This is a genomic window from Arthrobacter sp. AOP36-A1-22, assembly GCF_052377615.1.
Taxonomy (GTDB): domain Bacteria; phylum Actinomycetota; class Actinomycetes; order Actinomycetales; family Micrococcaceae; genus Arthrobacter_H.
Map to the genome: position 1 here is coordinate 86,954 of NZ_JBQSWX010000004.1, position 25,599 is coordinate 112,552.

At 66.2% G+C, this 25,599-nt stretch carries 27 protein-coding genes; 11 read left to right on the forward strand and 16 right to left on the reverse strand.

Going from position 1 to position 25,599, the window contains the following annotated elements; genetic code table 11:
• Positions 1-15: 15 nt before the first annotated feature.
• Positions 16-567, reverse strand: a complete 552-nt coding sequence (locus ACT3S2_RS03920; RefSeq protein ID WP_444554971.1) for a CGNR zinc finger domain-containing protein — start codon at positions 565-567, stop codon at positions 16-18.
• Between the two features lie 58 nt (positions 568-625).
• On the opposite strand from ACT3S2_RS03920, the gene ACT3S2_RS03925 reads away from it, so the two are divergent.
• Positions 626-1,918 carry a CynX/NimT family MFS transporter gene (locus tag ACT3S2_RS03925; protein ID WP_444561267.1) on the forward strand — a complete coding sequence of 431 codons (1,293 nt, stop codon included), beginning with the start codon at positions 626-628 and terminating at the stop codon, positions 1,916-1,918.
• On the opposite strand, the gene ACT3S2_RS03930 is transcribed toward ACT3S2_RS03925, so the two are convergent.
• On the reverse strand, positions 1,908-2,834 hold the full coding sequence (locus tag ACT3S2_RS03930) for a LysR family transcriptional regulator (protein WP_444561268.1): 927 nt from the start codon (positions 2,832-2,834) through the stop codon (positions 1,908-1,910). The two genes, ACT3S2_RS03925 and ACT3S2_RS03930, sit on opposite strands and share 11 nt — an antisense overlap.
• Positions 2,835-2,917: 83 nt before the next feature.
• Between ACT3S2_RS03930 and ACT3S2_RS03935 the strand changes: the two genes are divergently transcribed.
• Positions 2,918-3,811, forward strand: a complete 894-nt coding sequence (locus ACT3S2_RS03935; RefSeq protein ID WP_444561269.1) for an EamA family transporter — start codon at positions 2,918-2,920, stop codon at positions 3,809-3,811.
• On the opposite strand, the gene ACT3S2_RS03940 is transcribed toward ACT3S2_RS03935, so the two are convergent.
• The 3 genes from ACT3S2_RS03940 to ACT3S2_RS03950 form a co-directional block, all read right to left on the reverse strand.
• Positions 3,795-4,427, reverse strand: coding sequence for a class I SAM-dependent methyltransferase (locus tag ACT3S2_RS03940; protein WP_444554975.1), 633 nt, complete (start codon positions 4,425-4,427; stop codon positions 3,795-3,797). The genes ACT3S2_RS03935 and ACT3S2_RS03940 overlap by 17 nt on opposite strands.
• A 132-nt stretch (positions 4,428-4,559) precedes the next feature.
• Entirely contained in the window at positions 4,560-5,300 is a 741-nt protein-coding gene (locus ACT3S2_RS03945) for a class I SAM-dependent methyltransferase (protein ID WP_444561270.1), read from the reverse strand.
• Complete coding sequence (locus ACT3S2_RS03950) at positions 5,297-5,821, reverse strand: GNAT family N-acetyltransferase (RefSeq protein ID WP_444561271.1); 525 nt, start codon at positions 5,819-5,821, stop codon at positions 5,297-5,299. Before ACT3S2_RS03950 ends, ACT3S2_RS03945 begins: the two co-directional genes overlap by 4 nt.
• Positions 5,822-5,873: 52 nt before the next feature.
• On the opposite strand from ACT3S2_RS03950, the gene ACT3S2_RS03955 reads away from it, so the two are divergent.
• The 5 genes from ACT3S2_RS03955 (at position 5,874) to ACT3S2_RS03975 (ending at position 10,403) form a co-directional block, all read left to right on the forward strand.
• The gene (locus ACT3S2_RS03955; protein ID WP_444554978.1) at positions 5,874-6,260 is read left to right on the forward strand and encodes a hypothetical protein; all 387 of its coding nucleotides are present in this window, start codon (positions 5,874-5,876) and stop codon (positions 6,258-6,260) included.
• Between the two features lie 163 nt (positions 6,261-6,423).
• Positions 6,424-6,882, forward strand: a complete 459-nt coding sequence (locus ACT3S2_RS03960; RefSeq protein WP_444561272.1) for a hypothetical protein — start codon at positions 6,424-6,426, stop codon at positions 6,880-6,882.
• A gap of 679 nt (positions 6,883-7,561) precedes the next feature.
• Positions 7,562-7,966: a DUF3021 domain-containing protein gene (locus ACT3S2_RS03965; RefSeq protein WP_444554980.1), complete on the forward strand. Its 405-nt coding sequence runs from the start codon at positions 7,562-7,564 to the stop codon at positions 7,964-7,966.
• A gap of 176 nt (positions 7,967-8,142) precedes the next feature.
• Complete coding sequence (locus ACT3S2_RS03970) at positions 8,143-8,685, forward strand: PadR family transcriptional regulator (protein WP_444554981.1); 543 nt, start codon at positions 8,143-8,145, stop codon at positions 8,683-8,685.
• 5 nt (positions 8,686-8,690) lie between these two features.
• The gene (locus ACT3S2_RS03975) at positions 8,691-10,403 is read left to right on the forward strand and encodes an ABC1 kinase family protein (RefSeq protein WP_444561273.1); all 1,713 of its coding nucleotides are present in this window, start codon (positions 8,691-8,693) and stop codon (positions 10,401-10,403) included.
• Between the two features lie 22 nt (positions 10,404-10,425).
• On the opposite strand, the gene ACT3S2_RS03980 is transcribed toward ACT3S2_RS03975, so the two are convergent.
• The 6 genes from ACT3S2_RS03980 to ACT3S2_RS04005 all read right to left on the reverse strand — a co-directional run bounded on the left by ACT3S2_RS03980 (position 10,426) and on the right by ACT3S2_RS04005 (position 16,669).
• A complete protein-coding gene (locus ACT3S2_RS03980) occupies positions 10,426-11,268 on the reverse strand; it encodes an ArsR/SmtB family transcription factor (protein ID WP_444554983.1) in 843 nt (280 codons plus the stop codon).
• Positions 11,269-11,347: 79 nt separating this feature from the next.
• Positions 11,348-12,760 carry an aspartate ammonia-lyase gene (locus ACT3S2_RS03985; protein WP_444554984.1) on the reverse strand — a complete coding sequence of 471 codons (1,413 nt, stop codon included), beginning with the start codon at positions 12,758-12,760 and terminating at the stop codon, positions 11,348-11,350.
• 89 nt (positions 12,761-12,849) lie between these two features.
• Positions 12,850-13,812 carry an asparaginase gene (locus tag ACT3S2_RS03990; protein ID WP_444554985.1) on the reverse strand — a complete coding sequence of 321 codons (963 nt, stop codon included), beginning with the start codon at positions 13,810-13,812 and terminating at the stop codon, positions 12,850-12,852.
• Positions 13,809-14,516: a FadR/GntR family transcriptional regulator gene (locus ACT3S2_RS03995; RefSeq protein WP_444554986.1), complete on the reverse strand. Its 708-nt coding sequence runs from the start codon at positions 14,514-14,516 to the stop codon at positions 13,809-13,811. The genes ACT3S2_RS03990 and ACT3S2_RS03995 overlap by 4 nt, the downstream gene beginning before the upstream one ends.
• 373 nt (positions 14,517-14,889) lie before the next feature.
• A complete protein-coding gene (locus ACT3S2_RS04000) occupies positions 14,890-16,086 on the reverse strand; it encodes a hypothetical protein (RefSeq protein WP_444554987.1) in 1,197 nt (398 codons plus the stop codon).
• Positions 16,087-16,189: 103 nt separating this feature from the next.
• The gene (locus tag ACT3S2_RS04005) at positions 16,190-16,669 is read right to left on the reverse strand and encodes a hypothetical protein (protein ID WP_444554988.1); all 480 of its coding nucleotides are present in this window, start codon (positions 16,667-16,669) and stop codon (positions 16,190-16,192) included.
• A gap of 723 nt (positions 16,670-17,392) precedes the next feature.
• Here ACT3S2_RS04005 and ACT3S2_RS04010 point away from each other — a divergent pair.
• Positions 17,393-17,494: a ribbon-helix-helix protein, CopG family gene (locus ACT3S2_RS04010; RefSeq protein WP_444554989.1), complete on the forward strand. Its 102-nt coding sequence runs from the start codon at positions 17,393-17,395 to the stop codon at positions 17,492-17,494.
• Between the two features lie 141 nt (positions 17,495-17,635).
• Positions 17,636-17,956: a DUF2316 family protein gene (locus tag ACT3S2_RS04015; RefSeq protein ID WP_444554990.1), complete on the forward strand. Its 321-nt coding sequence runs from the start codon at positions 17,636-17,638 to the stop codon at positions 17,954-17,956.
• Here the strand turns inward: ACT3S2_RS04015 and ACT3S2_RS04020 are convergent.
• A complete protein-coding gene (locus tag ACT3S2_RS04020; protein ID WP_444554991.1) occupies positions 17,943-19,139 on the reverse strand; it encodes a M20 family metallopeptidase in 1,197 nt (398 codons plus the stop codon). The two genes, ACT3S2_RS04015 and ACT3S2_RS04020, sit on opposite strands and share 14 nt — an antisense overlap.
• On the reverse strand, positions 19,136-20,554 hold the full coding sequence (locus ACT3S2_RS04025) for an MFS transporter (RefSeq protein WP_444554992.1): 1,419 nt from the start codon (positions 20,552-20,554) through the stop codon (positions 19,136-19,138). Before ACT3S2_RS04025 ends, ACT3S2_RS04020 begins: the two co-directional genes overlap by 4 nt.
• Before the next feature lie 154 nt (positions 20,555-20,708).
• Here ACT3S2_RS04025 and ACT3S2_RS04030 point away from each other — a divergent pair, with 154 nt between their 5' ends.
• Complete coding sequence (locus tag ACT3S2_RS04030; RefSeq protein ID WP_444554993.1) at positions 20,709-21,719, forward strand: Lrp/AsnC family transcriptional regulator; 1,011 nt, start codon at positions 20,709-20,711, stop codon at positions 21,717-21,719.
• Between the two features lie 32 nt (positions 21,720-21,751).
• Here the strand turns inward: ACT3S2_RS04030 and ACT3S2_RS04035 are convergent, their stop codons facing one another.
• The gene (locus ACT3S2_RS04035; RefSeq protein WP_444554994.1) at positions 21,752-22,750 is read right to left on the reverse strand and encodes a hypothetical protein; all 999 of its coding nucleotides are present in this window, start codon (positions 22,748-22,750) and stop codon (positions 21,752-21,754) included.
• 250 nt (positions 22,751-23,000) lie between these two features.
• On the opposite strand from ACT3S2_RS04035, the gene ACT3S2_RS04040 reads away from it, so the two are divergent.
• Positions 23,001-24,140 carry a PQQ-dependent sugar dehydrogenase gene (locus ACT3S2_RS04040; protein WP_444554995.1) on the forward strand — a complete coding sequence of 380 codons (1,140 nt, stop codon included), beginning with the start codon at positions 23,001-23,003 and terminating at the stop codon, positions 24,138-24,140.
• Between the two features lie 33 nt (positions 24,141-24,173).
• On the opposite strand, the gene ACT3S2_RS04045 is transcribed toward ACT3S2_RS04040, so the two are convergent.
• Together ACT3S2_RS04045 and ACT3S2_RS04050 are read right to left on the reverse strand one after the other, a co-directional pair.
• The gene (locus ACT3S2_RS04045) at positions 24,174-25,073 is read right to left on the reverse strand and encodes an alpha/beta hydrolase fold domain-containing protein (RefSeq protein ID WP_444554996.1); all 900 of its coding nucleotides are present in this window, start codon (positions 25,071-25,073) and stop codon (positions 24,174-24,176) included.
• Positions 25,070-25,585 carry a glutathione peroxidase gene (locus ACT3S2_RS04050; RefSeq protein ID WP_444561274.1) on the reverse strand — a complete coding sequence of 172 codons (516 nt, stop codon included), beginning with the start codon at positions 25,583-25,585 and terminating at the stop codon, positions 25,070-25,072. Before ACT3S2_RS04050 ends, ACT3S2_RS04045 begins: the two co-directional genes overlap by 4 nt.
• Positions 25,586-25,599: the final 14 nt, after the last annotated feature.

Consider the following 25,599-nt stretch of genomic DNA (forward strand, 5'->3'; position numbering starts at 1 on the left):
CGGAAGATTAGGGCATTACAGTTCCCTGGCCTGGCGGTGCCTGCGCACCCGGGTCCTGTTCGCGCAGCCGCGTTGCGGGCAGAAACGTGCCGAGGCGTTGCGGGTGCGGTCGGCGAAGTAGCGGGAGCAGTCGGATGCTGCGCAGCTGCGCAGCCGTCGCGGGGAATGCCGCAGGATGAAGTCCATGAGTCCGGCAGCGCATTCGGCGGCGACGTGCCGCCACAGCAGGTCTCCCGGAATGTGGTGGTCCAGATGCCAGTCGTGCCCGTCATGGTTGGAAAGCCGTGGGGTGCACCCTCCCTCGGCGGCCAGGGAATTCAGTGCCGGGGCGGCCTGGCCGATCTCGGCGGCGTCCATCACCACGCGCAGTTGCCCCCGGACGGCCCGCAGATGGGCGGCATCGTCGTCGGTGGCCGGGCGGCGCGCCGCCACATGGTGTCTGGCCAGTAGTTCGGCCACGTCCGCCGAATCGCGCAGCCGGTCATCATCGGTCGCCGCCGTGTTCACGAGGTCGACGGCGAGGTCAACCGCCCACCCTTTGTAATGCTCAAACTCGTTATTGGCCATGTTGAAAGGGTAGCAGGGTCCTTCTAGGCTGGTCGGGCCCCACCACCGAAGGACGACGATGAACCCAGCAGAGACCGCACCATCGACCGCCGCACCATCGACCGCTGCACCATCGACCGCCCAACCCGGCGCCGGAACGGCACCGGAGGAGCCCTCCGCGGCCCCGCACCGTTCGCTGGTGCCGTTGTGGTTCGCCGCGGTAGCCGTCGTCGTGGTGGGCCTGAACCTCCGCCCGCCGATCACCGCCGTGGCCCCGTTGATCGGGCAGATCCAGGAATCGCTGGGCTTCTCCTCGGCCATCGCCGGGCTGGTGACCTCCACCCCGTTGCTCAGTTTCGTCCTGCTCTCCTCCCAGGCACCACGGATCGGACGCCGCTTCGGCATCGAACGCACGATTTCCGGTGCACTGGTCATCATCCTGGCCGGCACCGGGCTGCGGATGCTGCCGGGCACCGGATTCCTCTTCGCCGGGATGGCGCTGGTCGGCGTGGGCATCACCTTCGGCAACGTCCTGCTCCCGGCCCTGATCAAACGCGACTACGCCGGACGCACCGGGATCCTCACCGGGCTGTACACCACCGCCCTGTTCACCGGCCCGGCAGCGGCCGCCGGCCTGACCTTGCCGCTGCAGCGCGCATTGGGCCTGGACTGGTCCGGTGCGCTGGCCCTCTGGGGGGTCCTGCCGATCATCGGCCTGGCCGTCTGGATGCCTTTCCTGCGCGGAAGCAAGCAACCGGCCACCGGTGCCGGACACCTTCAAACGCACGACGGCGGGGTCTCCGTCTGGCGCCAGCCGTTGGCCTGGGCGGTGACCGTGTATTTCGCGGTGCTCTCCCTGGTCTTCTATACGGCCAACGCCTGGTTGCCCGTGATCCTCATGGATGCGGGGATGCCTGCCGCCGCAGCCGGCAACGCCCTGTCGATCGCCAACCTGGCGGCCATCGTTCCGGCCCTGATCTCCTCGATCGCCGTGGCCCGCCACCATTCGCAGATCGGCGGGGCCGTGGCAGGGACCCTGTTGACCGTCGCGGGGATCATCGGTGTCCTGGTGGCGCCCACCGGGCCGACCCTGCTGTGGATGCTGCTGATGGGCGTGGGCTTCGGGATCATGACCGGCGTCGGCTTCTCGTTGCCGTTGCTGAGGGCCCGCGGCGGCTCGGCAACCGCTGAACTGGGCGCCATGTCCCAGACCATCGGCTACTCCATGTCGGCCAGCGGACCGCTGTTGGCCGGGGTGCTGCACGACCTCACGGGCAGCTGGACGACGTTGCTCTGGGTCCTGCTCGTGGCCCTGGTCGTCCAACTCCCGGCGGGGATGGTGGCGGGGCGCAGCGGCTACGTCAAGCACTGATCCGTTCCAGGACCAGTGCCAGGGCCGGCCAGGCGCTGCGACCGCGCCGGATGCGGGCGAAGGCACGCAGCCTGACCTCTGGATCATGCAGTTCCAGGATGGTGATCCCCTCCCGCGGTGGCCGGTTCTGGGGCAACAACCCGACGCCGAGACCAGCCAGGATGAGGTCCTCGACCAGGTCCAGGCTGTCGGACTGGTGGCGCAGCGCCGGTTCGAATCCGGCCATCGAGGAGATGATGCGCAACACCGTCTCGTCGGCGATATTGCGTGAATTCCCGATCCAGTCGTGGTCGCGGAAGGCCGAGAAGACCGTGGCCGCATCCGGGGCGGTGGTCCCCGACCTGTCTTGGGTGCCTGTGGCGGGAAAGAACCCGAACCGGTGGGCGGCGGCCGTCGGTACGCCGAGGCCCCACGGGGTGCTCCACAGTGGCAAGGTGTCCACCCCCGCGTCGACCTGGTCGGGCGCCAAGTTGTAGTCATAGGTCAGGGCCAGATCGATCTGGTCCACGCCGAGGAGTTTCAGCGCCTCCGCCGGTTCGTGTTCGAAGACCATGATGTCCATGCCGGGATGGCGCTCGGCCAGTTCGGCGATGATCGGCATCAAGGTCGTGCGGATCGCCGTGGCGAAACCGGCCACTCGCAGGGTCCCCGAGGGGGCCGCCCCCGGAACCAGATCCAGGCGCGCCGAATCGACGGCGGTCAGGATGGCCTCGGCATGATCGGCCAGACGGCGCCCCGCCGGGGTCAGCCGCACCCCGCGACCGTCGGGCTCCAGGAGCCGGGCGCCGGTCTCCCGGGCCAATAAACCGATCTGCTGGGAGACCGTGGACGTCGTGGTCCCCAACAGATCGGCGACCCCGCGCATCGAGCCCATGCGGGAGAGTTCGTAGAGATATTGCAGACGCCGGGTTTCCATTCTTCTATTGTGCAGGAATGCTGGATGATCCGTTGTGGATTGTCACGTGGACGTTGACGGAGTGTTTCCGTTCCAATGGACCCATGAACTCCTCACCCCGCCTGGCGCAGAACTCGGCAGGCACCGGCTCGCTCATGGCGCTCGCCGCGATGGTCTGCGTCCAGTTGGGGTTGGCCGTCTCCGTCGGACTCATCGACACGTTGGGTCCAGCCGGGGTCGCGTGGCTGCGGCTGTCCTGGGCGGCGGTGATCCTGGTCGTGGTGGGACGGCCGTGGAAGGTCACGTACAGCCGGGCCGCCTTGGGCACCAGTGCCTTGCTGGGGGTGGCGACCGGCGGGGTGACGATCTTCTTCATGTTCGCCATCGAACGGATTCCGTTGGGTACTGCCAGCGCCCTGGAATTCCTCGGGCCGTTGTCGGTGGCCATCGTCCAGGGCCGGGGCCCGGCCCGGTGGTGGGCCTTGGTCGCCGGGGCCGGCGTCCTGGGGCTGACCGAACCGTGGTTGGGCGCCACGGACCCGGTGGGGATCTTCTTCGCGCTCTGTGCTGCCGCCTGCTGGGCCGGCTACGTACTGTTTACCCAGAAGGCCGGTGACGCTGTTTCGGGGATCAGTGCCTTGGCGATCTCGATGCCGGTGGCCGGGATCGTCGCCACGCTCGCGGTCGGGCCCTCCGTTCTCGGAAACCTGGACTGGCCGATCCTGCTCTGGGGGTTCGGGCTGGCCCTGCTGTTGCCCGTCATTCCGTTCAGCCTCGAGATGCTGGCCCTACGCAAGCTGACCACCGCCGCCTTCGGGACCCTGATGTGTCTGGAACCGGCGATCGCCGTGCTGATCGGGCTGACCATCCTGGACCAGGTCCCGCGTCCGGCAGCGGTCATCGGGATCGTCTTGGTCATCGCCGCAGGGATCGGCGCCACCAGGACGGGCCAACGACGCACGAACCTCGAAACCGACGCGGTCATCGGCGCAGGATGAAGATCCCGTCGGGTCCCTGAGGCGGATCCGGCGTGCCGGGTGCCGAGAAAACAGCGACCGACCAAGGAGAACCGGCGTCGAACGGGCCCAGATGCCAGTCGGCATAGCGCTGAACCAGCTTCAGGCCGGCTGATGCCGCCGCCTGATCCTGGTCTCCGGGCCCGCCGCGGATCGCGCTGGTGGTTCCGATGACCAGCGTTCCACCGGGATCCAACAGTTCGGCCACGTGCCCGATGACTTCCTCGAGTTCTGCTTCGGAGAGGAACGCCGGGACGTTTCCCGACATGAGCACGACATCGTAGGAGCCGGGGAGACCCTGGCGAACCAGCTGTGACGGGGCGATCTCCACGGCGCCGAGAGGACGAAACCACGAGGGCTCGTAGAGCTCGACTGCCACGTCGAGGACTGCGGGGGTGGGATCGATCCCGTATGCCGCATGGCCTCTGCCGCGCAAGGCAGCAACGGCAGTGCCGATCCCACAGCCGACGTCGAGGATCCGGGCGCCGCGACCGCTGATCATGTCGAGGAACCGGGCCTCGACCTCCATATCGACGCCGGATAGGACGAGGTGCCGCATCTTCGCTGCGTAGTTGAGGTAGTCGGGCTGGGGGATCATCGACCCAGTCTGACATGGGGGCATTGAACCGTGGAGCTGTGAGTGCCCGCAAGCCAGGCCCCCCAAGGGCACGAGGGGCGAATGGATCTGTCGTGGCCCAGCGACAGCCACAGCCCCGGTCCTTGCGCGTGTTCAGCTTCGCTTGCGGGCGATCACGATCAGTTCACCCTGGCCTTCCCCGATGACTTCGCCAGCCCAACCGCCGAGCACCTGTTCGAGAGTGAACCCTGCTACCGCGAGATCCTGGCGCAGCTGTGTTTCAGTGCGGAAGGAGAGAATCAGCGTGGCGGTCTCTTCCTCACGGCCGCGACGGAGCCGGTGTTCGGTCAGAAGTGCCAGCCCGTCGCGAGGGACAGTGCAATCAATCCACGTTTCGACGGTCGTGCCATCGGGGAGTGTGTAGGTATCCCGCGTGTTGGCCGGAGTCCACCGCTCCCAGACACGGGCCGCAGGATCGCGGGAATCGAAGATCAAACGTCCGCCGGGGACCAGTGCCCAATGAAGACCTTCAAGGGTTTGGGCCCAGGCTGCCTCGTCGCTAATGGCTTGGGCCACATGGGAGGTCATGATGGCGGTATCGAAGAGAACCCCGTCGGGGATCCTGGTTGATGTTCCGTGAACCCACCTGATGTTCTCGGCGTCCGGTTTCCTCCGTGCGGCATCAAGGGCCTCGGCATCCGGATCGATGCCGACGACGTGATGACCATCGGCAGCGACGGCCCGGGTGAGTCGTCCAGTGCCGCATCCCAGATCAAGAACCTGGCTGCTCGGGAGCTCGTTGATGACGGTGAGGAAGAACGCGTCGTCCACCGACCACGGGTTCTCAGCGTCGTAGAGGGCGGTGAGCTGTTCGCCGGTCAATGGTGAAGTCATGGCCCCACGGTACGGTCGTTCAGCGATGCCGTCATCTGGACCCTGCGGCCGTAGCCAGGCAGCCCGAGATCCTCTTCGGTATCGATCAAGCCACGGTGGAAGTCGGTCGCGGGGAGCACCTCGACAAAACCGGCTCGGGAGTAGAACGGTGCATTCCAGGGCACGTCGGCATAGGTCCGTAGGGAGACCCGGTCATATCCGTGTACCCGGGCTTCAGCGAGGGCAGCATTAAGGAGGAGTAGGCCATAGCCCTGCCGGCCATGTGCGGGGGCCACCGACAGTTGTTCCAGATGGGCCAGCCCCTCGACTTCCAGGACATGAACGAAGCCGAGAATGGCGGGTGGAATGCCCTCTTCGGCAACCAGAAGGTATCCGTCCGCTGAAAGTCTGGAGGCACCGGAAGGGGCAGGGGGCCAATGAGCAGGGGACAACCAGTCGATCAAGAGCCGGTCGGCGTCGTTCTCTAGCGCTTCGATCGATGCCGCGTCGGCCGGGGTCGCAGGGCGAATTCGAAGGGCCATGGACCGATGGTACGACGAGGGTCCGGCGGGCGATGCTGGGTACACTCGGCGCATGGTCACCATTGACGAAGAACCGGACTGCGGAAATTCCCCGCGCAAGGAAATCCTCAGGGATCTGGTGGTCGCCCTCGCGCAACGCGACGTCGAACACCTTGAGGCAGTGCTCGACGAGGAAGTTTCCTGGACGGTGGTCGGGCGGCAGACCGTGACCGGGCGCGCGGCAGCCCGGGAATTGGCGTTGGCCCTTCCCCCGGTTGACGAGCTGAAATTTGGAACGTTCCTGACGCACGGACGTGGTGCCGGGGTCGATGGGGTCCTGCGGCTAGCCGATGGGACGGAAACCGCGTTCTGCCATGTCCTGCGTTTCAAAAGCACGGCGAAATCAGCGAAGGTCGCCGACATCAACAGCTACCTCATCACGGTGGTTGGCGAATCGTAAAGAAGCTTGCGAGGCGCGGAAGGCTTTTCGCCGCTGATCCGTGCCATACGATGGCCGAAGCTGCAGATGCTTGGCCACTACAGAGGGGATGTAGCGGGAAATGACTGAACTTCCTGACGGACCTAAGTCCTCGCGGACTAGTGGCAGAAGCAGGGTAATTGCCTTGTTGGTCGTTGCCCCCGCAAGCTCCATCGTCCTAGTCCCCCTCCTCTATCTGGTCTGGGGCCCATGGCTACCGAGTCGGGCCGTTGTCCATGTCGGCACCGACAGCGTCGAATATGGCTCTCTTTCACTGCTGCTGGTAGGGGCCTGTTCCCTCGCAGCGGTGGCGTTCATCATTGGTGGTGCGACAGCAAGGGGCTTCTTGAAGGAAAGCCATTGGTTTCAAACCGGGAAATCCATCGCCGTCGGGATTGAGGCCGGTGGCTTCGGTTTGATTGGTTTTGCGGTGGCCAGTATTTTGGCCATCGTCGGCGTTGTGCCCTACGAGGCCTCGAGCGATTCGGTGGGCTGGGGCTTGCTGTGCTTCGTGTTCCTATTTATCGCCGCGATCTGTGTCTATGTTGCTTTCCTGCCGCGCGCGCAGATCGAAACCCTAACCACGGAGGATTCGTCACGCTGAACACGGACCCCGGGCCCAGGATTCCTTAGCTGTTCTTTCGGTGCGGTGTGAGTGGCTGCGAGAGTGCGGCCCGAAGCACTCTGGTCCACAAAGTTCGACGAGAGGGCGATCTGGCTGGAGCACCGCATTCCCGTTCGGCGCGATCCAGACTTTCTTTCACTAGGGCGTTGTGGAGGGGCCTGAAGAACAACGGCCAGGTGATGAGTGCGATACCCCGCGGCCTCAAGAACAGTTCGTGTCGAAGCAGCGTTGAGTCGGTTGAGTTACTGAAGGCCGCAAAGGAATGGTGTCCGTGGAAGCCCTCCGGACCAGTGAACCGGAACTTCACCCGTCGGCCCGGTTCGTAGTGCTCGATGGTGTAGCGGACCGGGCCGTGCCCGCCGGCGGAACCTACCTCGAGTCCTCGGTCCAGGCACATGGCAGGCCAGTCATTGCTGGGCCAGAGGCGATCATTGGAGCTGGCCAGTGAATCGATCAACTCAGCGACCACTGCTGGGGGTGCGGCGATTTTTCGCTCATGCACATTGAGGACCATGGAGGACAAGATACCGGAGAGCGCTGGAAGCGAATACGTTTTTCGGGAGGGCGCCGATCCGCGCGTGGTTTTCGTCCAGAACTTCTTCGCTCCTTCAGCTATGGACGGCCGACCCGGGATTGCCACTCCGGCTACGATTGAGTCATGAAGCTCTGGGGGAAAGCAGCGCTACGGGGCGGTATTCCGCTCGTGCTCATGTCGGGCATTGCGGCGCGATTGGCCGCGTTGGACCAGACATCAGACGCACGCGGCACGCTGACTGTCGGTGTCATCGTTGCTTCGGTCATGGCGGCTTCGGTGATCTACGACGTTGAAGCGTGGACCCTGAGGCGCCAGACGGTTATTCACTTTTTGGTGATGGCCCTGACGGTTTTTCCCGCTCTGTGCTTGAGTGGCTGGTTCCCCGCACAAACAGCTACGGACATTCTGGTCATCGGAGGGTACTTCCTAGTTATCGGGCTCGTCGCCTGGGTTCTTGCGTATTGTGTTTTCGGTATCGTCGTTCCGCGTCTTCAAAAACGAGGCAGCACGTCGGCCAGCCCTCAATAAGGCCAGCGCCCCAAGCGTGGGCGTGGATCGCCAGAAGGTCCTCGGGTACGTGGGATGCGGGCCCTTCATTTTGTGCGGAGCTGGATAGCGGGGGCTAATTCCCTTGGTTTTGCGTGTATCGCGATATATCGTTGAGTATCGCTGTACATCGTTAGCGATTCCCGAAGGAGACCAAAATGCGTAATTCATATCCGTCAGGTGGATTCGACGGCAACAACATGGACGGTATGTGGCAGGCCGTGGAAGAGCTGCGAGCACGATTCGGGAAACGCCCGGGCACGCGTGCCGGACGCGGCGAGGTGCGCACAGCGGTTCTGGCCCTGCTCGCAGAGCGCCCGATGCACGGATATCAGATCATCCGCGAAATCGAAGAGCGCAGCGGTGGTAGCTGGAAGCCCAGTGCCGGCTCCGTCTACCCCACGTTGCAGTTACTCGCCGACGAGGGTTTCATCAGTTCCGAGGAATCCAATGGACGCAAGATCTACTCGCTCACCGAGGCGGGCCGGGAAGACGTCGCTGACAACGATGAGCCGGCTCCCTGGGAGACCAGCGGGGCAGCCTCAGGCTCAGGTTTCGCGGCGCTTCCCAAGGCCGGTGTGGAACTCGCCCAGGCAGCGTCGCAGGTCGGTCGCACCGGAACTCCGGAACAGGTGCAGGAAGCCGTGACGGTGCTCGACGAGGCCCGGCGTCGGCTCTACTCGATCCTCGCCCAGGGCTGACGGGGGTGGCGTCGGTTCGTCGGGATCGGGCAGATCCGGTGGCGGGGGCCGGGAACACCCGTGCCCGCTATCGGCGCATCCTGCGTTTCGCGGCCTGGCACCTGGTGGTGACCTGGTGGTTCGAACTGTTCCTTCCACGGATCGGGCTCAGATGGATGGCGGACCGGGGGCGGACCGAAAGGATGCGGCGCTTTGCGCAGCGTTTCCATCGGCTTGCGGTGGAACTGGGCGGTTTGATGATCAAGGTAGGGCAGTTCATGTCTTCCCGGCTCGACGTCCTTCCGCCGGAGATCACCGCCGAGTTGGAAGGTCTGCAGGACGAGGTTCCTCCTGTTCCGTTCCCCGCGATCCGGGCCCTTGCCGAGGCTGAGTTGGGTGCCGGGCTGGAGCAGGTCTTCGCCGCCGTCGAGGAGACACCCATTGCCGCAGCCTCTCTCGGGCAGGCGCACCGGGCACGGCTGGTTCCCAGCCTGGCCGCCGATACCGGTTTCGACACGGTGATGCTGAAGGTTCAACGACCCGGCATCGAGGCCATTGTCGACATAGACTTGGCGGCCCTGCGCAAAGTCGGCGGCTGGCTCAGCCATGTGCGCCTGGTCTCCAAACGGGCCGATATGCCGGCGCTGGTCGAGGAATTCGCCCAGACGAGCCGCGAGGAAATCGACTATCTGCAGGAAGCGGCCAATGCCGAGCGCTTCGCCGCCGAATTCGCCGAGGACGATCGGGTGGCCGTACCTGCCGTGGTCTGGGAGCGAAGCGCCCGCCGCGTCCTCACCCTGGAGGACGTCACCGCCATCAAGATCACCGATGCCGTGGCGCTTCGTGCTGCAGGCATTGATCCGGCACAGGTGGCCCCCGTTTTCGCCTCGATCATGTTCGACCAGATGTTCACCAATGGTTTCTTCCACGCCGATCCTCACCCCGGAAACATCTTCGTCACCCCAACCGGCGACTCCTCTGCGGAGCACCCTTGGAAGCTGACGTTCATCGACTTCGGCATGATGGGGGACGTCCCGCCCAGTACACGAAGCGGACTGCGGAAACTACTGATCGCCGCAGCCTCCCGGGACGGTAAAGGGCTCGTAGCCGCGATCGGCGACGTGGGGGTGTTGGTGCCCTCGACCGATACGGGCGAACTGGAGCGGGCCATGACGCAGCTTTTCGCCCGCTTCGGGGGGATGGGCTTCGCCGAGCTGAAGGACGTGGACCCGCGCGAGTTCCGCGAATTCGCCGCCGAATTCGGGGACGTCGTCAGGTCGTTGCCGTTCCAGCTGCCGGAGAACTTCCTGCTCATCATCCGGGCGATGTCCCTGACCTCGGGCGTCTGCAGCACGCTAGATACCCAGTTCAACCTCTGGGACTCGGTGGAGCCCTATGCGGGGCAGCTGCTGCGCGACGAGCGCGGAAATTTCGTGCAGGACGTCGCCCGCGAGGGGCTCGATGTCGCCAAGGTCGCCGTGGGGCTGCCCAAACGCCTGGATGGCCTCATCACCGGAATCGAAGACGGGACCCTCTCGGTGGCCAGCCCCCGGCTGGAACGCCAAGTCGCAGGGTTGCAGCGCACCATCCAACGGGCGGTGGCGGTCCTGGTCTTCGGTGCCGTGCTCATCGCCGGATCCCTGGTCCGTCCCGACGACGTGGTGCTGGGCAACGTCCTGATGATCGGGTCTGCCGTTCCGCTGCTCACCGGACTGTGGGCGGGGCGCCGGCGGCCCTGAGGCGGCAAGCTCGCCGAAGGTCTCAGCCGAGGGCCTCTTTCAGCACGGTGTCCAGACGTTCGAAGTCCTCGTCCATCCCGGCGTCCAGGCCCGAATCGATCATGGCGTCGCAGGCGTGTTTGGACGGGTAGGTCGAGGTGGCCTCCAGGGCGCTGGATCCGTCGCCGTGATCGACGAAATGCAGCGTCTCCAAGGTGACGTCGTGGTCCTCCTCGTACTCCCAGGTATGCACGATCAGCCCGGGAGAGACCACATGATAGGAGCCGTGGAACGGCCAGCTGCCGCCACCCTCGGCTTCGACGATGTAGTGGAACGCCCCTCCGGTGACCGCATCGAAGCGTTCCACGCGGACTGTGGTCCCCCGCGGGCCCATCCATTGCCTGAACAGTTCCACGTCCGTGTGGGCGCGCTGGACCAAGGCGGCCGGGGCGGAGAATTCGCGCCGGTGCACCACGCTTTGTTCGCCGACGCGGCGGTGTTCGGTCAGTCCCGGATGGTGGATGTCGTGCGGATTCATGATCTTTCCCCTGACGGTTGGATCGGAGTGCTCCGGAAGGCGGGCCAGTACGGCGCCGAGACGTCGGTGGCGGTGCTCGAGCCGACGTCGTCGCTCCTGGAGCCAATGGTGCGCGGCATCCAGGGTCTGTTCTTCCAACTGAACGCGGCGCGTCCGGCCCTCCCGACGGCGGGTGATCAGCCCGGCGCGTTCCAGCACGCCCAGATGCCGCGTCAGGGATCTCTGGGAGATCTCGAACAGGGCGGCCAGCTCACCGACCGTGGCATCCGTCGCGGAGAGGTGGTCGACGATCGTCGCTCTCACCGGATCGCCCAAGGCGGTGAACGTCTGCGTTACGGGGGTGCTCATCTTCCGATTCTTCAACCAGGGAATCCAATGTCAAGGCCTGCCGGTCCCCGGGGCGGCGCGTGGCCCCGGGGAACAGGGGCTATTCGGAGAGGTTGGCCAGGCGTGCCGGGCGCAGCAGCTCCTCCAGTTCGGTGCGGCTGAGCAGGTTCTGCTCCAGCACCAGGTCGGCGATCCCGCGGCCGGAATGCAGGGCCTCCATGGCGATCGCCGTCGAGGTGGCGTACCCCAGCTGCGGGGTCAGCGCCGTCACCAGGCCGATCGAGTTCTCCACGTTGGCCCGCAGCAGGTCCTCGTTGGCGGTGATACCCGACACGCAGTTGCGGGCCAGGGTCAGGCAGCCGGCTTCCAGGTGGCGCATCGACATCGACAGGGAGTGCACGATCACCGGTTCGAACGCGTTGAGCTGGAGCTGTCCGGACTCGGCGGCCATCGAGATCGTCACATCGTGCCCGACCACCTGGTAGGCGACCTGGTTGACGACCTCGGGGATGACCGGGTTGACCTTGCCGGGCATGATCGAGGACCCTGCCTGAACGGCCGGCAGATTGATCTCGTTGAAACCCACCCGCGGGCCGGAGGACAGCAGGCGCAGATCGTTGCAGATCTTGGAGAGCTTCACGGCCACGCGCTTGAGCACGCCGGAAAGGTGCACGAAGGCGCCGACGTCCTGGGTGGCTTCGATCAGGTCGGGGGAGGTGGTCAGCGGCAGACCGGTCAGTTCGACCAGGTGCCGGCAGGCGGACTCGGTATAGCCGTCGGGGGCGTTGAGCGAGGTGCCGATCGCCGTGGCGCCCAGGTTGATCTCATGAACCAGCTCCAGGGACTCGGCCAACCGGTCGTGGTCTTCGCGGATGGTCACTGCGTAGGTGCCGAACTCCTGGCCCAGCGTCATGGGTACGGCATCCTGCAGCTGGGTGCGGCCCATCTTCACCACGGTACGGAATTGGCTGGCCTTGGCCTGGAATGCGGTTTCGAGTTCTTCGATGGCCGCCAGCAGCGGGGCTGCGGTGAAGGAGGCCGCCACGTTCACTGCCGTGGGGTAGACGTCGTTGGTGGACTGGGAGAGGTTCACGTGGTCGTTGGGGTGCAGGTGCTGGTAGTCCCCACGTGCGTGGCCGAGGATCTCCAGGGCCCGGTTGGCGATGACCTCGTTGGCGTTCATATTCGTGCTGGTCCCGGCACCACCCTGGAGGACGTCGACGATGAACTGGTCATGCAGGGCGCCCCCGGCGATCTCCGCGCAGGCGGCATCGATGGCTTCGGCACGGGTGGCGTCCAGCAGACCGAGTTCGCGGTTCGCCCGGGCCGCCGCCTGCTTGACCAGGGCCAGGGCGCGGATCAGGTGCGGGTTCGAGCCCACCTGCTGGCCGGTGATATGGAAATTTTCCGAGGCGCGCAGCGTGTGCACGCCCCAGTAGGCTTCGGCGGGGACTTCGCGGTCACCGATCAGATCGTGTTCGAGACGGGTGGCGGCCAAGGTGCTGATGGACATGGGGTGATGCTCCTGAAGGGTGTTGCTCTGGGTGGGTATGGGAAAAGCGGGGGAGGGGACGACGGCGGTGTCGGCCGGTCCCGGAAGTATCAGGCGGGGACGGCGGTGAGTTCGCCGACGCGTTCGCCGCCGCCCAGGGCGCCGACGGCCAGGAAGGGGTGCAGGGCCGCGGCCAGGGAGGGATCGTCGCTCAGCCGGGACAGGGCCGCCGCGGCGACGGGCATCCGCGCCCGGTCCCCGCCGTCGGAGATCTTCAGGGCCAGTCCCGTGCCGTCGGGCAGGCCGATGGCCTGGATGCCCTCGAAACCGTCCTTGGCGACCAGCCCGGGGACGGCGCGCATGATGGCTGTGACATCACGTCCCTCGCCGGCGACCAGCTCGGGGTGGGCGCGCATGGCATCGGCCACGGCACGTTCCGCGGTGCCCTCGGCGGCCGCGGCCAACCGGCCGAAGGCCCGGGCGACCCCGGCCAGGGACAGGGTGTAGACGGGGGTTCCGCAGCCATCGGTGCTGGTGGTGCCGACGTTCTCGCCGGTGAGGTCCTCGACGGTGCTGCGCAGTAGTTCGTTGATCGGGTGGGATGTGTCGAGGTAGCCCTGAACGGGCCAGCCACGTTTCACGCAGAGGGCGACGAGCGCGGCATGTTTGCCCGAGCAGTTCTGGGCCAGTCGGGTGGGGCCGTTTCCAGCTTGCAGCCAGGCGCTTCGTTCTTCGGCGCCATAGGGCAGGTCGGTGCTGTTGGCCAAGGCCGAGGCGTCCATTCCGGCGTCGGCCAAGGTGGAGGCGGCGATGTCCTGATGGCGCTCGGAACCGGAGTGGCTGGCCGCGGCCAGGGCGAGTTGTTCGCTGGACACGGCCAGGCCGGCGCGCACCATGCCCACGGCAAAGAGTGGTTTCAGGGCCGAGCGCGGGTAGAAGCCCGCCTGGCTGTCGCCCATGCTGGAGGAGATGCTCCCGTCGGGTGCGGTGGTGATCAGGGATCCGTAGTGGACGGATTCGACGGCATCGCCTCGGGTCTGGACGGCGAGCGGGGCGTGGGAGGGAAGATTCACTGGGATCCGTTCTTCACGAGATGGTCGACGGCGCCGTGGACGGCTCCGAGGTGTTCCTGCAGGGCGGTTTCGGCGGCCGCGGGGTCACGGGCCCGGATCGCCGAGACGATTTTCTGGTGTTCGGCTTCCGAGGCACGGCGGCGGCCAGAGACCAGGTTGATGGTCTCGGACTGGCGGGCCATGGCCTCGCGGATGTCCGCGATGACCTTGATGAAGACGCCATTGCCCCCGGCGGCGGCGATGGCCAGGTGGAAGGTGGTGTCTAGTTCCACCCAGGCTTCGGCGTCTTCCTCGGTCCGCATCTGCTCCATGAGCGAGGCCAGGCGTTCAAGATCCGCGGGAGTGCGTCGTTCGGCGGCCAGTCGGGCCGCCGGGCCCTCGATATGCGGGCGGGCCTCGAGGAGGTCGGTGGAGGAGAAGGTGCCCAGCACCAGGTCGGTGGTGGCGTGGTCGGCGATGACGAAGGTGCCGCGGCCGGTCTCGGTGCGGGTCAGACCCAGGGACGCGCAGGAGCGCAGGGCCTCGCGCACGACCGAACGGCTGACGCCGAAGCGGGCGCCCAGGGCTGCCTCCGAACTGAGTTTGGTGCCCACGGGCAGGTCGCCGGCTTCGATGGCCTTTCGCAGGGAGGCGAAGACCGCTTCGGGGGCGCTCGTGCGCTCGATCGGTTGCTGTCCTGCTGTCCAGCTGTCTGACAGGTTCATGAACAGTAGGATGGCACCGATCACAGTCCGAGGTCAAAACAGGCGGGCCTCCGGAGCCGATACACTCTGGACGCGGCGGATGCTCGCGAGCTCCCTGCTTCGGTCTTTCGCCGGTCCCTGGAATTCGGAGCCCGGTGAAAGGCCCAGGCTCAAACGAGTGTCCCAAAGGTTAGGCCGCTACTCCAGGATTCGATACCCCTACGGAGCTGATTTTCGGTACGGCCCAATCATGGAATGGTGGCCTGAGGAGGATCTATATGAGGCCGCTCAACCGTTTTCGGCGGCTACTCCTCCTGTTGTGACGTTCCACCGATGCCCATGGCCCATGTCTTCGCTCAGTCCGATCAGTCGCGACGCCAAAGAGGAGAACCGGTCACGGACGGGGCATGGCCCGCACTGCTGGAGAGGTGAGCAACACCAGAACTCCGAGTGCGCCAATTGCGCAGGTGAAGACACCCAAAGTTGCGTCAAGCCTAGCTTGAATGGCGGCTCCTGCAACGATCGGAGCAGCCACCGTGGCGAGTCCGCCGACAAGGCTGAAGGTGGCCATCACCCGTCCCTGCATGCCTGGAGACGTCTCGGCGAACACGTGTGCGAACAGCCCCCCGTTGAGCGCAGGAGAAGGAAGCATTGCGAGGACGCCCAAGACAAACAGTGTCCACGGTCGTCCGTCACACAGAAATAGCCCGGCAAAGATGGCGGTCATCCAAGACAGCCCGACGATCGCCAGGGGGCCAGGGGGGAATCGATCTGTCAGTGCCGGGGCTATGGCACTGCCAATCAGTCCACCGACAGCAAACCCGGCGACGGTGATCCCCGTTGTTAGCGCGTTCACCCCTGTTGAGGCCAGGTGCAAAACCGTCCAGGACGTACCGGAAAAAACCATGAGATTAACCAGTGGCGCAGCGACCAGAACTCGCCGTAAGGCACGGTGTTGACGTAGAAACGACAAAGCCTCCCGGTACCCCAGGAGCGCTTGAGCATATCGGCGGCGAGGGGAGGCACCTGAGTCCTTATCTAGTCCCTCATGTGTCACGGGGCCGAGGTCCTGGCGAATGTGTCGCAAGGTCAGGAGGAAACCCAGGTCGCATAAAACGCGAAGCATAAACGGGGCTGACGGTATGAGGGCGTAGAGTCCACCCGAAGCGGGACTGCCGACGATCTGCAATGTGGAGCTGCGTGCCTGTTCGGCACTCATTGCGCGCGGAAACTCTGGAGGTTTAATCAATGACCGGGCCGAGGCGTCGAGGGCGGGATCGGCGATTCCCGCCGCACCCGCCGACACCACGAGCGCAACGACCACTGCCCAGGCAATCCAGGCTCTTCCTTCACCCCCTGCCAGGGTCAGGGTGGTCAGCAAGGCGACGAGCACGGTGTTCGCGGCCAGTGCCGCGAAAAGCGCACGGCGCAACAGCGTCCGACGGGAGATCACGTCAGCCAAGCCACCCCCTATGGGCACTACCAGCAGTTCGATTCCAAGAATGAGGCCGCTGATCAGACCGGCCAGGGCGACACTGGCCGTGACGTCGACGAGTGCCAGCGTTACTGCCACCATGGTGGAAGTGCTCACAGCAAGCAGTGTTGTAGCTGCATACCACTGCCGGAAAGCAAGGCGTCGAAAAGGATTCGGCTGGCTCTCGGAGTCGACGTGATTCTCGTCGGCGATGCTCAAATCACAACTCCCCGTGTGTCTCGAGGGCTAAACTTCGCTGCCAGGTCACGCTTGTACATACGATGTCAGCCATTTCCGTGAACAGGCGAGTGTATTCTGGCTCAGCCCAGATCTGCTCCTGCAGATCGGCCCCAGAACTCAGCGCAGAAGTCATATTGGCGATCCGCTCCCCGAGCTCAGCTATCCGACGGAGCCTCCACTGCTGGGTATCAGAATCCACGAGAAGCTGCTGATCTGGATAGTTGTTGTGCGCCGCGGCGAATTCTTGGACTGAAGCCACCGCTTCTATGGCACAGGTGCTGGTTTTAGCGAAGGTTGAAGAGATGGCGTCGACCTGAGGAGGAGTAGGGACTCCCGATCCAGTGATGACATCTTCGACAAGAGCATTCGCTGCGAAGAAATTTTGAGCCGCGCGGAAGAGGTCGCGGCAGTACCGAGCACTAGAGCGGACATAGCTGTCATAGATGCCATCAATATTCATACGAGTACTTTCTTGATTAGAGAAGTGCCCTGCTGGCCATCGATATGGCATACAGGGCACTTCAGCAAGTCATTAGGGGCGGGTAGGACGGGGGTTGATGCCACCACGCATAATGGATCTCCTTTCTGTAAGGCCGCTAGCAGGTCTGTAATTTCATTACACAACGAATGTTATGTGAGTCACATTAAAAAACACAAGACCCAACTTCGTCTTTAATTCCGGCCGGAAAAGGAGCACCCTGACGATGAAGAAATTTGCTCCTTGCTACCTCGACCTCAAGATGATTCGCACGGGACCGGTGTCTCGTCCCAAGCCGGAACCATCCTGCTGACCGGGACTGCGAAAACCGTCAGCCTGCCAACAGCCGTGAACACCGCGTTCTGCCGTGGCGCAAACCATTCGTCGCGCAAGACCCGGCGGCGTTCTGGCTCGTTGCCTCGGAGTCACCATCTCGCGGCTCATGGAGTCCTTGGCCGCTGAGGCCCCCGCCGTGCTGGAAGCCATCAATACCACCCACGCCGGTGGCCGAGCCCGAGTTGGGGAAGTTGCCGGGGCGGGGGGCCGGCACCGCGACGTCCGTCGGATCCTGGAATCCGGCGGGCGCATGGTGCCCGGGAGTGGCGGTGCCCCTGGGGCGGAGCGGCTCTCGCCGACACGTTGAAGAAGCGAGGCCGAGGCCGTCCGGGGCGTGGCTCGAGGCCGTCTCAGGTCGTCGCGCTTCGCTTGACCGAGGAAGAGCTCTCAGTCGTTGACGCACGCGCCGAGCGTGAGGGGAAGACCCGTTCTAAAATCATCCGTGAAGCGCTGGCCGAATCCGGCGCGTGAAAGTTCACGAGTCCGCGCTCGAGCATGCTTTGTCTTGCTTGAGGCACGGACTTCGCACGTGAGTCCGGACGAAGAGGCCCACGGGTTGACGGGGACGCGTAGGGTTCAGGGGAAGGACCCCATCAGCTGAAGGAGCGACCCATGACGTTGAAACCAGCCGAACGCCAGGTCACCAGCGAAGAGCTCGCAAAGAACCTGTCCCTGTCCGGTCGGAGCCGGGAGCAAGTCTGCGAAGACCTCGAATTCAGCGACGAGGCGCTCGACGCGGCGCTGGAGCTACGCGAACTGGTGGACCCCGTCGATGTGTGGGTGCTGCGCGACTACCTCGAGCAGACGGCCCGCGATGCCGGCGCCGAACCTGCCGCGTACACGGTGCTGACCGAAGAGGCCAGGACCGAGGCCTACCGGTGGTTCGAACTGCGCCAGGCCCCGCGAGCCGGTTCAGGGGTCACCGCGGACTGATCCCCGACTGAAGCCGGGATCGTTCGCGCGGATCCGTGGCGGCGGCGACCGCCGCCATGGCCAGACCGTAGGCGCCGTCGAGCACTGCCTGATCGGCCCCCTCGCTGGTTCCGAAGGACGCGAATTCGGCGGTATGGGGTGTGGCGCCGTCGGTGGGGTATCCCACCATCGGGTGGATCGAGGCGACCAGATGCGAGACGTTGCCCATGTCGGTGGACGCCGCGGGAGCCTCCAGCAGCGGCACCTCGCGGCCCCGATCGACCATCGCGGCGGCATAGGACTCGGCTAGGAAACGGTTCTGGCGCAGATCGGCGAAATCGTGGCCCTGCGGTTCGATCTCCAGCGTGGCGCCACTGGCCAGGGCTCCTGCCTCGAGGCATGTGCGGATCTTGTCCTGGATGAGGACCAGGGTCTCGGCCGACGGGGCCCGCATTTCCACCCGGGCGTGGGCCCGGGCCGGAATGATGTTCACGGCGGTGCCCCCCTCGAGGACCACCAGCGAGACGATCGCCCCGGCCGGTAGCTGCTGACGGGCCAGTCCGATGGCCGTCTGGGCCACCACCACCGCGTCCAGGGCGTTGACCCCTGCCGCGGGGTTCATTGCCGCATGCGCCGGAACCCCCGAGAAGTAGGCGTCCCAGCAGCCCAGGGCCAACGAGGCGGAGCCGACCCCGTCCGTATCGGCCGCATGGCCCATTAAGGCCAGATGGACCCCTGAGAAGAAGCCCTCGTTGATCAGATCGACCTTGCCTCCGGTGGTCTCCTCCGCGGGAGTACCGAAGACCTCGACCGTCAGGCCCAGCTCTTCGGCGACGTCGGCGAGTGCCAGCGCGGTGGCCACCGCCATGGCCCCGTTGACGTTGTGTCCGCAGGCATGGCCGAGCCCCGGCAATGCGTCGTATTCAATACAGACGGCCACGACCAGATCCCCGGAACCGGTGGTGGCATGGAAGGCGGTGGGGGAGTCCGGCTGGTGGTCCGGGAAGTCGAAGCCGGCCCCGGCCAGCACCGTACGCACCCGGGCCGCGGAGCGGTGTTCGTTCCCGCCGAGCTCCGGGTCGGCATGCAGGGCGTGGCTCAGTTCCAGCACGGTGGCACGATCGCGGTCCAAGGCCCGGGAGATCGTGGAGGCCGGTTCCTGGATGGCGGGACCGGCGTCGTGCCGGGTCTGGTGCGGATTCATGCTGTGACCTCTTCGGTGGGGGCGGATGCGGTGACCGGGGTGTACCCGCGGGAAAACAAGGTGGCGACGAGGGCGGCCAGGATCAGGGTGATCCAGATGGCGATCATCCCCTTCATCAGGATATGGCCGTCGGCGGCGAAGGTGGAGGAGAGCATCTTGACCACCGCCGCACCCACGGCGATGCCCACCGAGAGCGCCAGTTCGTTCAGTCCGGCGGCCGTGGCCGTTTCCTCCAGCGGGACCCCTTCGACCGAGAGCGCCCGGGTGGCCGATTGGTAGATGCCCATGCCCATGTTGAACAAGGCGAAGCCGGCGCAGTATCCGGTGAAGGAGCCGTGCCCCAGGGCCATGACCACGAACCCCGAGGCGAGGGTCGCCCCGGCCAGCATCAAGGTGGTGCGTTCGCCGATCGCCGTCAGCGCCCGGCCGGTCAGCAGCGAGGCGCCGAGGGCGAGGACCGAGGCCAGGGCGAGGACCAGGGCGATGGCCAGCGGATCGAGTCCGAAACCGTAGCCGGCGGCCTCGGCGTCGGCGTGCAGGAAGATCCCGTTGGTCCCGAAATAGCTGACCGAGGCGAAGCCGAAGAAGAACGTGGCCAGCGAGACGCTGCGTACGCGCGGGACCGCCAGCAGGCGCAGGTTGATGAACTGCTTCTCGGCGCGGGCGTCGATGCGGGTCCACCACAGCAGCAGGCCCACCCCGATGATCCCGGCGAGCAGGGTCTTCGCCGACAGCCAGCCCCAGTCCGGGCCCATCGACAGGGCGATGACCAGGCCCACGAGCCCCAGGGAGCAGCAGGTCATCGGCAGCAGGGCGATCGGCTCCCGGGTGGGGGCCCCGGCGTCGGGCAGGAAGAACGTCATGAGCAGCGCCAGAAGGGCGAACGGCACCCCGACCCAGAACCCGCGGGCCGGATCGTGGGCCCCGATCAGACCGGCCAGCAGGCCGCCGAATCCGACCATGATCATCAAGGTGCCGATCATGACGCTGACGCCGCGCCGGGTGTCGGCCGAGCTGGTCACGCGCAGGATGCCCATCATCAGCGGGATGAAACCCACGACGCAGGTGAGCATGACGACGCCGATGCTCACGGTGAGCAGGGTCGGGGCCAGGGCCATGAGCAGGACCCCGGCGGCGACGACGACCGTGGAGCAGCGCAGCACCAGTCGATAACCGAAGCTGTCACCGAGCCGGGAGATGATCGGGGTCATCACCGCGAAGGAGACGTTGGAGATCAGGAAGATCCCGTTGATGGTCGGGTCGTCGATGTCCAGTCTCGGGCCCAGGGCCGGCAGGATCGGGTTCAGATAGCCCTGCGTGACGCCGCTGAGCGCCTCGATCAGCGCCATGGCCACGATCATGCCGGTGATGGTCCGCCGCACGATGGGTGCGGAGGCCTCGTGGGTGGTTCTCATGGGGAATCCTTGGTGGGTGGGCTCTGCCGGGGGCCGGGCCCTGGGGGCCGAACCTCCGATGTGCGGTACATCACCTATTTTGAAGGTGTACGGTCAGGGCACGGAAAATCCAGTGGAAACATCATTATTTGGATTACTCACGAAGGAATCGTCCATGATCTCGGAACTTGATCTCAAGATCATCCACGCCCTGCAGATTGCCCCTCGCGTCGACTGGGAGCAGCTCGCGACGGTCCTGGACGTTTCGGCGGTGACCCTGGCCCGCCGCTGGGAGACCCTGCGCGAGGCCGGCATCGCCTGGGTGACCCCGTTCCCGGGGCCGAAGTACCTCGAGGCCGGCTGGTCGGCCTTCGCCTACCTGACTTCGACCCCGGCCCGACAGGCGGAACTGATCGAACGGCTCTGCCTGGATCCGGCGTTCGCCACCGTTTCGCTGGTCTCCGGACCCCACGACCTGTTGGTCGATTGCTATGCCTCCTCCCACGACGAGCTGATGCGCACCCTGACCCGCTCCTTCGCCGAGCTTCCCGGGCTGGTCCACCGTGACGTGATGTTCTCCACCACCCTGCACCGCGGGGCCTCGGAATGGCGGTCCGGGACGTTGGAGCCGGCCCAGGTACGCCAACTGGGCGCCCCGGCACGGCCGGTGCGGGGCGGCCACGTCCCCGACGCGCTGGACACCCGCCTGGTGCGGGGGCTGTCCTCCGATGGCCGGATGTCCTGGGCCCGGCTGGGGCAGGAATGCGGCGTATCCGCGCAGACGGCCCAACGCAGGATCAGCCAGATCCTCGATTCGGGGTTCCTCTCCCTGCGCTGCGACGCCGCCCTGGAGATCGAGGCAGGACAACGCGAGGTCTCCCTGCTGCTCAGCGTTCCGGCGACCTCGGTGGAGGAGATCGGGGCCTATCTGGGGAACCTTCCCGGCTGCCGGCTCAGCGCCGAGGTGCTGGGGGCCGCGAACCTGCTGGCGACCCTGTGGGTGCATGAGTTCTCCGAGGTCCGCGGGCTCGAGGTGGAGCTGGCCCGGCGGGCCCCGGGGTGCACGGTGGTATCCCGGCAGGCCACCGTGCGGCACTATAAGCGGGCGGGCCGGTTGCTCGATGCCGGCGGCCGCTCCTGTGGCACGGTCCCGGTCCCGCTGTGGGAGGCCGGCTCCGGACGCTGAATCCGCCGGTGGCGACCGGGGTCCGCGCGGTGTCAGCCCCCGGGGGTGGTGACCGGGGGCCCCTGCGGCTGTCGCCGGGCGAAGCGGCGGGCCGCCCGTCCCCACCGCAGGAAGTGGGCCGTGGACAGGACCAGGCCCACGGCCAGAGCGAACGAGGTGACTTGGCCGAAGAACGATCCTTCGCCCCGGATGACCCCCACGTAGTACTGCAGCGCCTGCGCCAGGAACAACAGCGGGAAGACCATGGCCCGGAAGAACGACTGGTAGGGCATGGACAGCGCGAACCGCAGCGCCTGGCGGCGGAGTTCGGCGTCCTGGGGCAGCGGCGTCCTCCCACGGATGATCCGACGCAACAGCGCCGTCTGGTCCCTGTTGACCCGGGCATCGTGCAGGACCTGGTCCCGCAGGTAGGCCCCGCAGATCATGGCGGCCAGGCCGGTAGCGTAGAGGGCCAGCTGGGTGTTGCCCAGCAGGTGGTAGACCAGCTGTCCGGTGTCGCCGGTGGGACGGGAAGGGGCCCCGGCCAGCAATGAAATCCAGAAGATGGCCTGTGAGCCGATCGCGACCAGGCAGGCCATCTGCCGTTGGAGGCGTTCGGCCGCGGGCATCCTGCGTGGCCCACTGATCAGCTCATCCGGGCGGCGGGCGCGGATCCACCGCCCGGTGCCGATCCCGAAGCCGCTCAAGACGAAGCCGCTGGCCACCAGGACAAGCGCGGGCCAGACGGAGTTTCCATTGGTCAGCGCGTGGGCGAGGGTGGCCAGGATGCCGATGGCCAGCAGGGCCGATCCGCTGCGTTGCCACCCCGTGCCGAAGGCAGCCGTCCACGCGGTGCCCGGGGTCCGCACCGGCGCGTCGACGCTGCGGGTCCCCAGACACCAGGCGGCCCCCACGAAGGCCGTCGGCGCCAACGCCGCCAACAGGACGGCCCCGGGGGACCTCGCCGAGGAGGTGGCCAGGACCCACGCCAGCAAACCGGTGGTGAAGACCTGGCCGCCGACGACTGCGGCCAGATACATCACGATCTTCATCTATCGGGGTCCCTCGGAGGTTGGGTGGTCGAAGAGCACCAACCCTTTCAGCCGGGCGCCCGCCCGTCAACGTGGGTCCCGGGCCGTGGAGGCCGGACCGGCGGATCGCCCGGGCGTGCCACGGGTGCGCTTTGGCAGGCCAGCGTCCATACTGGGCGGAAGGGGCCGCCGTCGGAGCCGGTTGCGGCGTTCCCGCCAGCGAGGTTGCTGCCCACGCCTGGTGAACAGCCAGCCGGCCAGGAGGCCATGCATGCACGTGCCGCGCGGTTCGCTTCTCGCTGTCACCGGGTTCGTCGCCTCTCTGGCACTGACGTGTTGCACCGCAGGACCTCCCACGGACGAGTCTGCACCCCCGGCGCCCGGGCAGGGATCGGCCCCCGCCGGTTCGTCCATCCGGCCCGCAGAAGCCGCCCCGACCCTGTCCGTGTTGAAGGATGATCCCGAAGTGGTCGCCGAGGATCTGGAAGCGCCCTGGTCGGTGGTCTTCCGCGAGAAAACGGCCCTGATCAGTGAACGGGACTCGGGGCGCATCCTCGAATTGGGGGAGGACAGCGAAACCCGGGAGATCGGCGTCGTCCCCGGAGTGGTCCATGGCGGGGAAGGCGGGCTGCTGGGCTTGGCGATGCGCGGGACCGAACAGCTCTACGCCTATTCCACCGGGGCCGAGGGCAACCGGATCCAGCGTATCGAACTCATTGGCCAACCGGGGTCGCTGGCACTGGGCAGTGTCGAAACCCTGCTCGACGGGATTCCCGCCGGCACGAACCATAATGGCGGGCGGCTGGGGTTCGGCCCCGATAAGATGCTCTACGCCACCACCGGGGATACCGGCGACCGCTCATTGGCCCAGGACCGGGACAGCCTGGGCGGGAAGATCCTGCGGATGGAGCCCGACGGCGGAATCCCGGACTCGAACCCCTTCGAGGACTCCTACGTCTACAGCCTCGGGCACCGCAACCCGCAGGGGCTGGCCTGGGACGCCGTGGGCACGCTCTATGCCACCGAATTCGGGCAAAGCACCTGGGATGAGCTCAACGTGATCACCGCCGGGGCCAACTACGGCTGGCCGACGGTGGAAGGCATCGCCGACGAGGACGCTTTCACCGATCCCGTCCAGCAATGGCCTCCCGCCGAGGCCAGCCCCAGTGGGATGACCATCACCGCCGGGGCGATCTTCATCGCCAATCTGCGGGGGGCCGCCCTGCGGATGGTTCCGGTGTTTGAGGATGGAACCTCGACCGAACACTATGTGGGACAGTTCGGCCGGCTGCGCCAGGTGACGACCGCCCCGGACGGGGACCTCTGGATCCTGACCAACAACACTGACGGACGAGGCAGCCCCGGTCCCGAGGACGATCAGATCCTCAGGGTCGGGGTCCGCGGCAGCTGAGCCGGCTGACGGCGGCCCGGCGGCGGAAGACGGCTACGCGGTGGCTTCGCGGACCCGCGCCACGATGTGCTGGCGGGCGGCACGCCCGGTCGCCGTGGGCAGCAGCGGATACACGTGGAGCTGCCCCTGCTTTTCGACGTATTCGACGTCGACGCCGGCCCGGGCGGCGCGCTGTGCAAAGAGCCGGCCGTCGGGGTTGAGGATGTCTCGGGTTCCGGAGAAGAGCGTCACGGGGCCCAGACCCTCCAAGTCACCATTGAGCGGGCTGACCGTGGGGTCATCCACGTCCAGGGTGTCCCGCCACAGGTCGATGAAGACCTGGGTGCCCCGGGTGCCGAGCCACGGATCACTGGGCTGGACGGCAGCGATCTCGGGGTTCTTCATGGACAGGTCCACCGCCGGGGCGATGGCGATCGTCCGCGGCAGGGTCACCTGGTGCCGGTCGCGCAGGTGCAGGAGGGTCGACAGGACGATCTGGCCTCCTGCGGAGTCCCCGGCCAGGACGGTGGGTTCGGCGCTCTCCAGGCACTTCAGGACCTCGGTGGTGAAACCGTCGACGACCCTCCCGGCCGTGCCGAAGGGGACCAGTGGATAGATCAGCACATGGACGGTGGTCCGTGCCTCGGCGGCGATCTGCGCGGCGAGCTGCCAATGCTGGGGGGAGATCTCGTTGACCCATCCGCCGCCGTGGGCGTAGATGAGGTGCCCCCGGGCCCCGGGATTGCGGGGCCGCAGCGTGTAGGCGGGCCATCCGGCCGCGGTGCGCGCCACGGTGATGCCGACGTCGTTCCGCAGCCCCCGCGGTGGACCGTAGGGGGCCGGGCGGAGCGTGCCTTCGCGGACCCGTCGGTGGGCCGCGGCCTCCGAGATGAACTCTTCTCCGGCCTTCGTGGCCTTCAGGAAGACGGGGATGAGCGGCTCGGGAAGGATCATGGCTGGTTCCGTGTCCGATCGGTCGGTGGCTGGTCGGGGAGGTTGGCTTCGATCGCCGCGATGATTTCCGGGGCATCCGGTGTGGTCCGGGGACGGAAGCGCAGCCTCTGTCCGGAGGGTAGCAGGAGGAACTTCTCGAAGTTCCAGCGCACGCGTCCGGCCTTCCCGGTGGCGTCCTTCGTCTTCTTCAGCTCCGTATACAGCGGGTGCTCGTTCCGGCCGTTCACGCGGAGGCGGTCGAAGACCGGAAAGGTGATGCCGTACGTCGTCGAACAGTACTGGAGCACCGCCTCGTTGCTGCGCAGTTCCTGGAGGAACTGGTTGCTGGGGAAACCCAGGACGGTGAAACCGCGATCGGCATAGGTGCGGTGGAGTTCCTCGAGCTGCTCGTATTGTCCGGATAGTCCGCAGCGCGAGGCGACGTTGACCACCATGACCACCTGGCCCGCGTAGTCGTTGAGGGTCGTGGTGCGCTCATCCATCGTGGTCAGGGGAATCGTGGTCAGGTCCATATCCGGGCCAACCC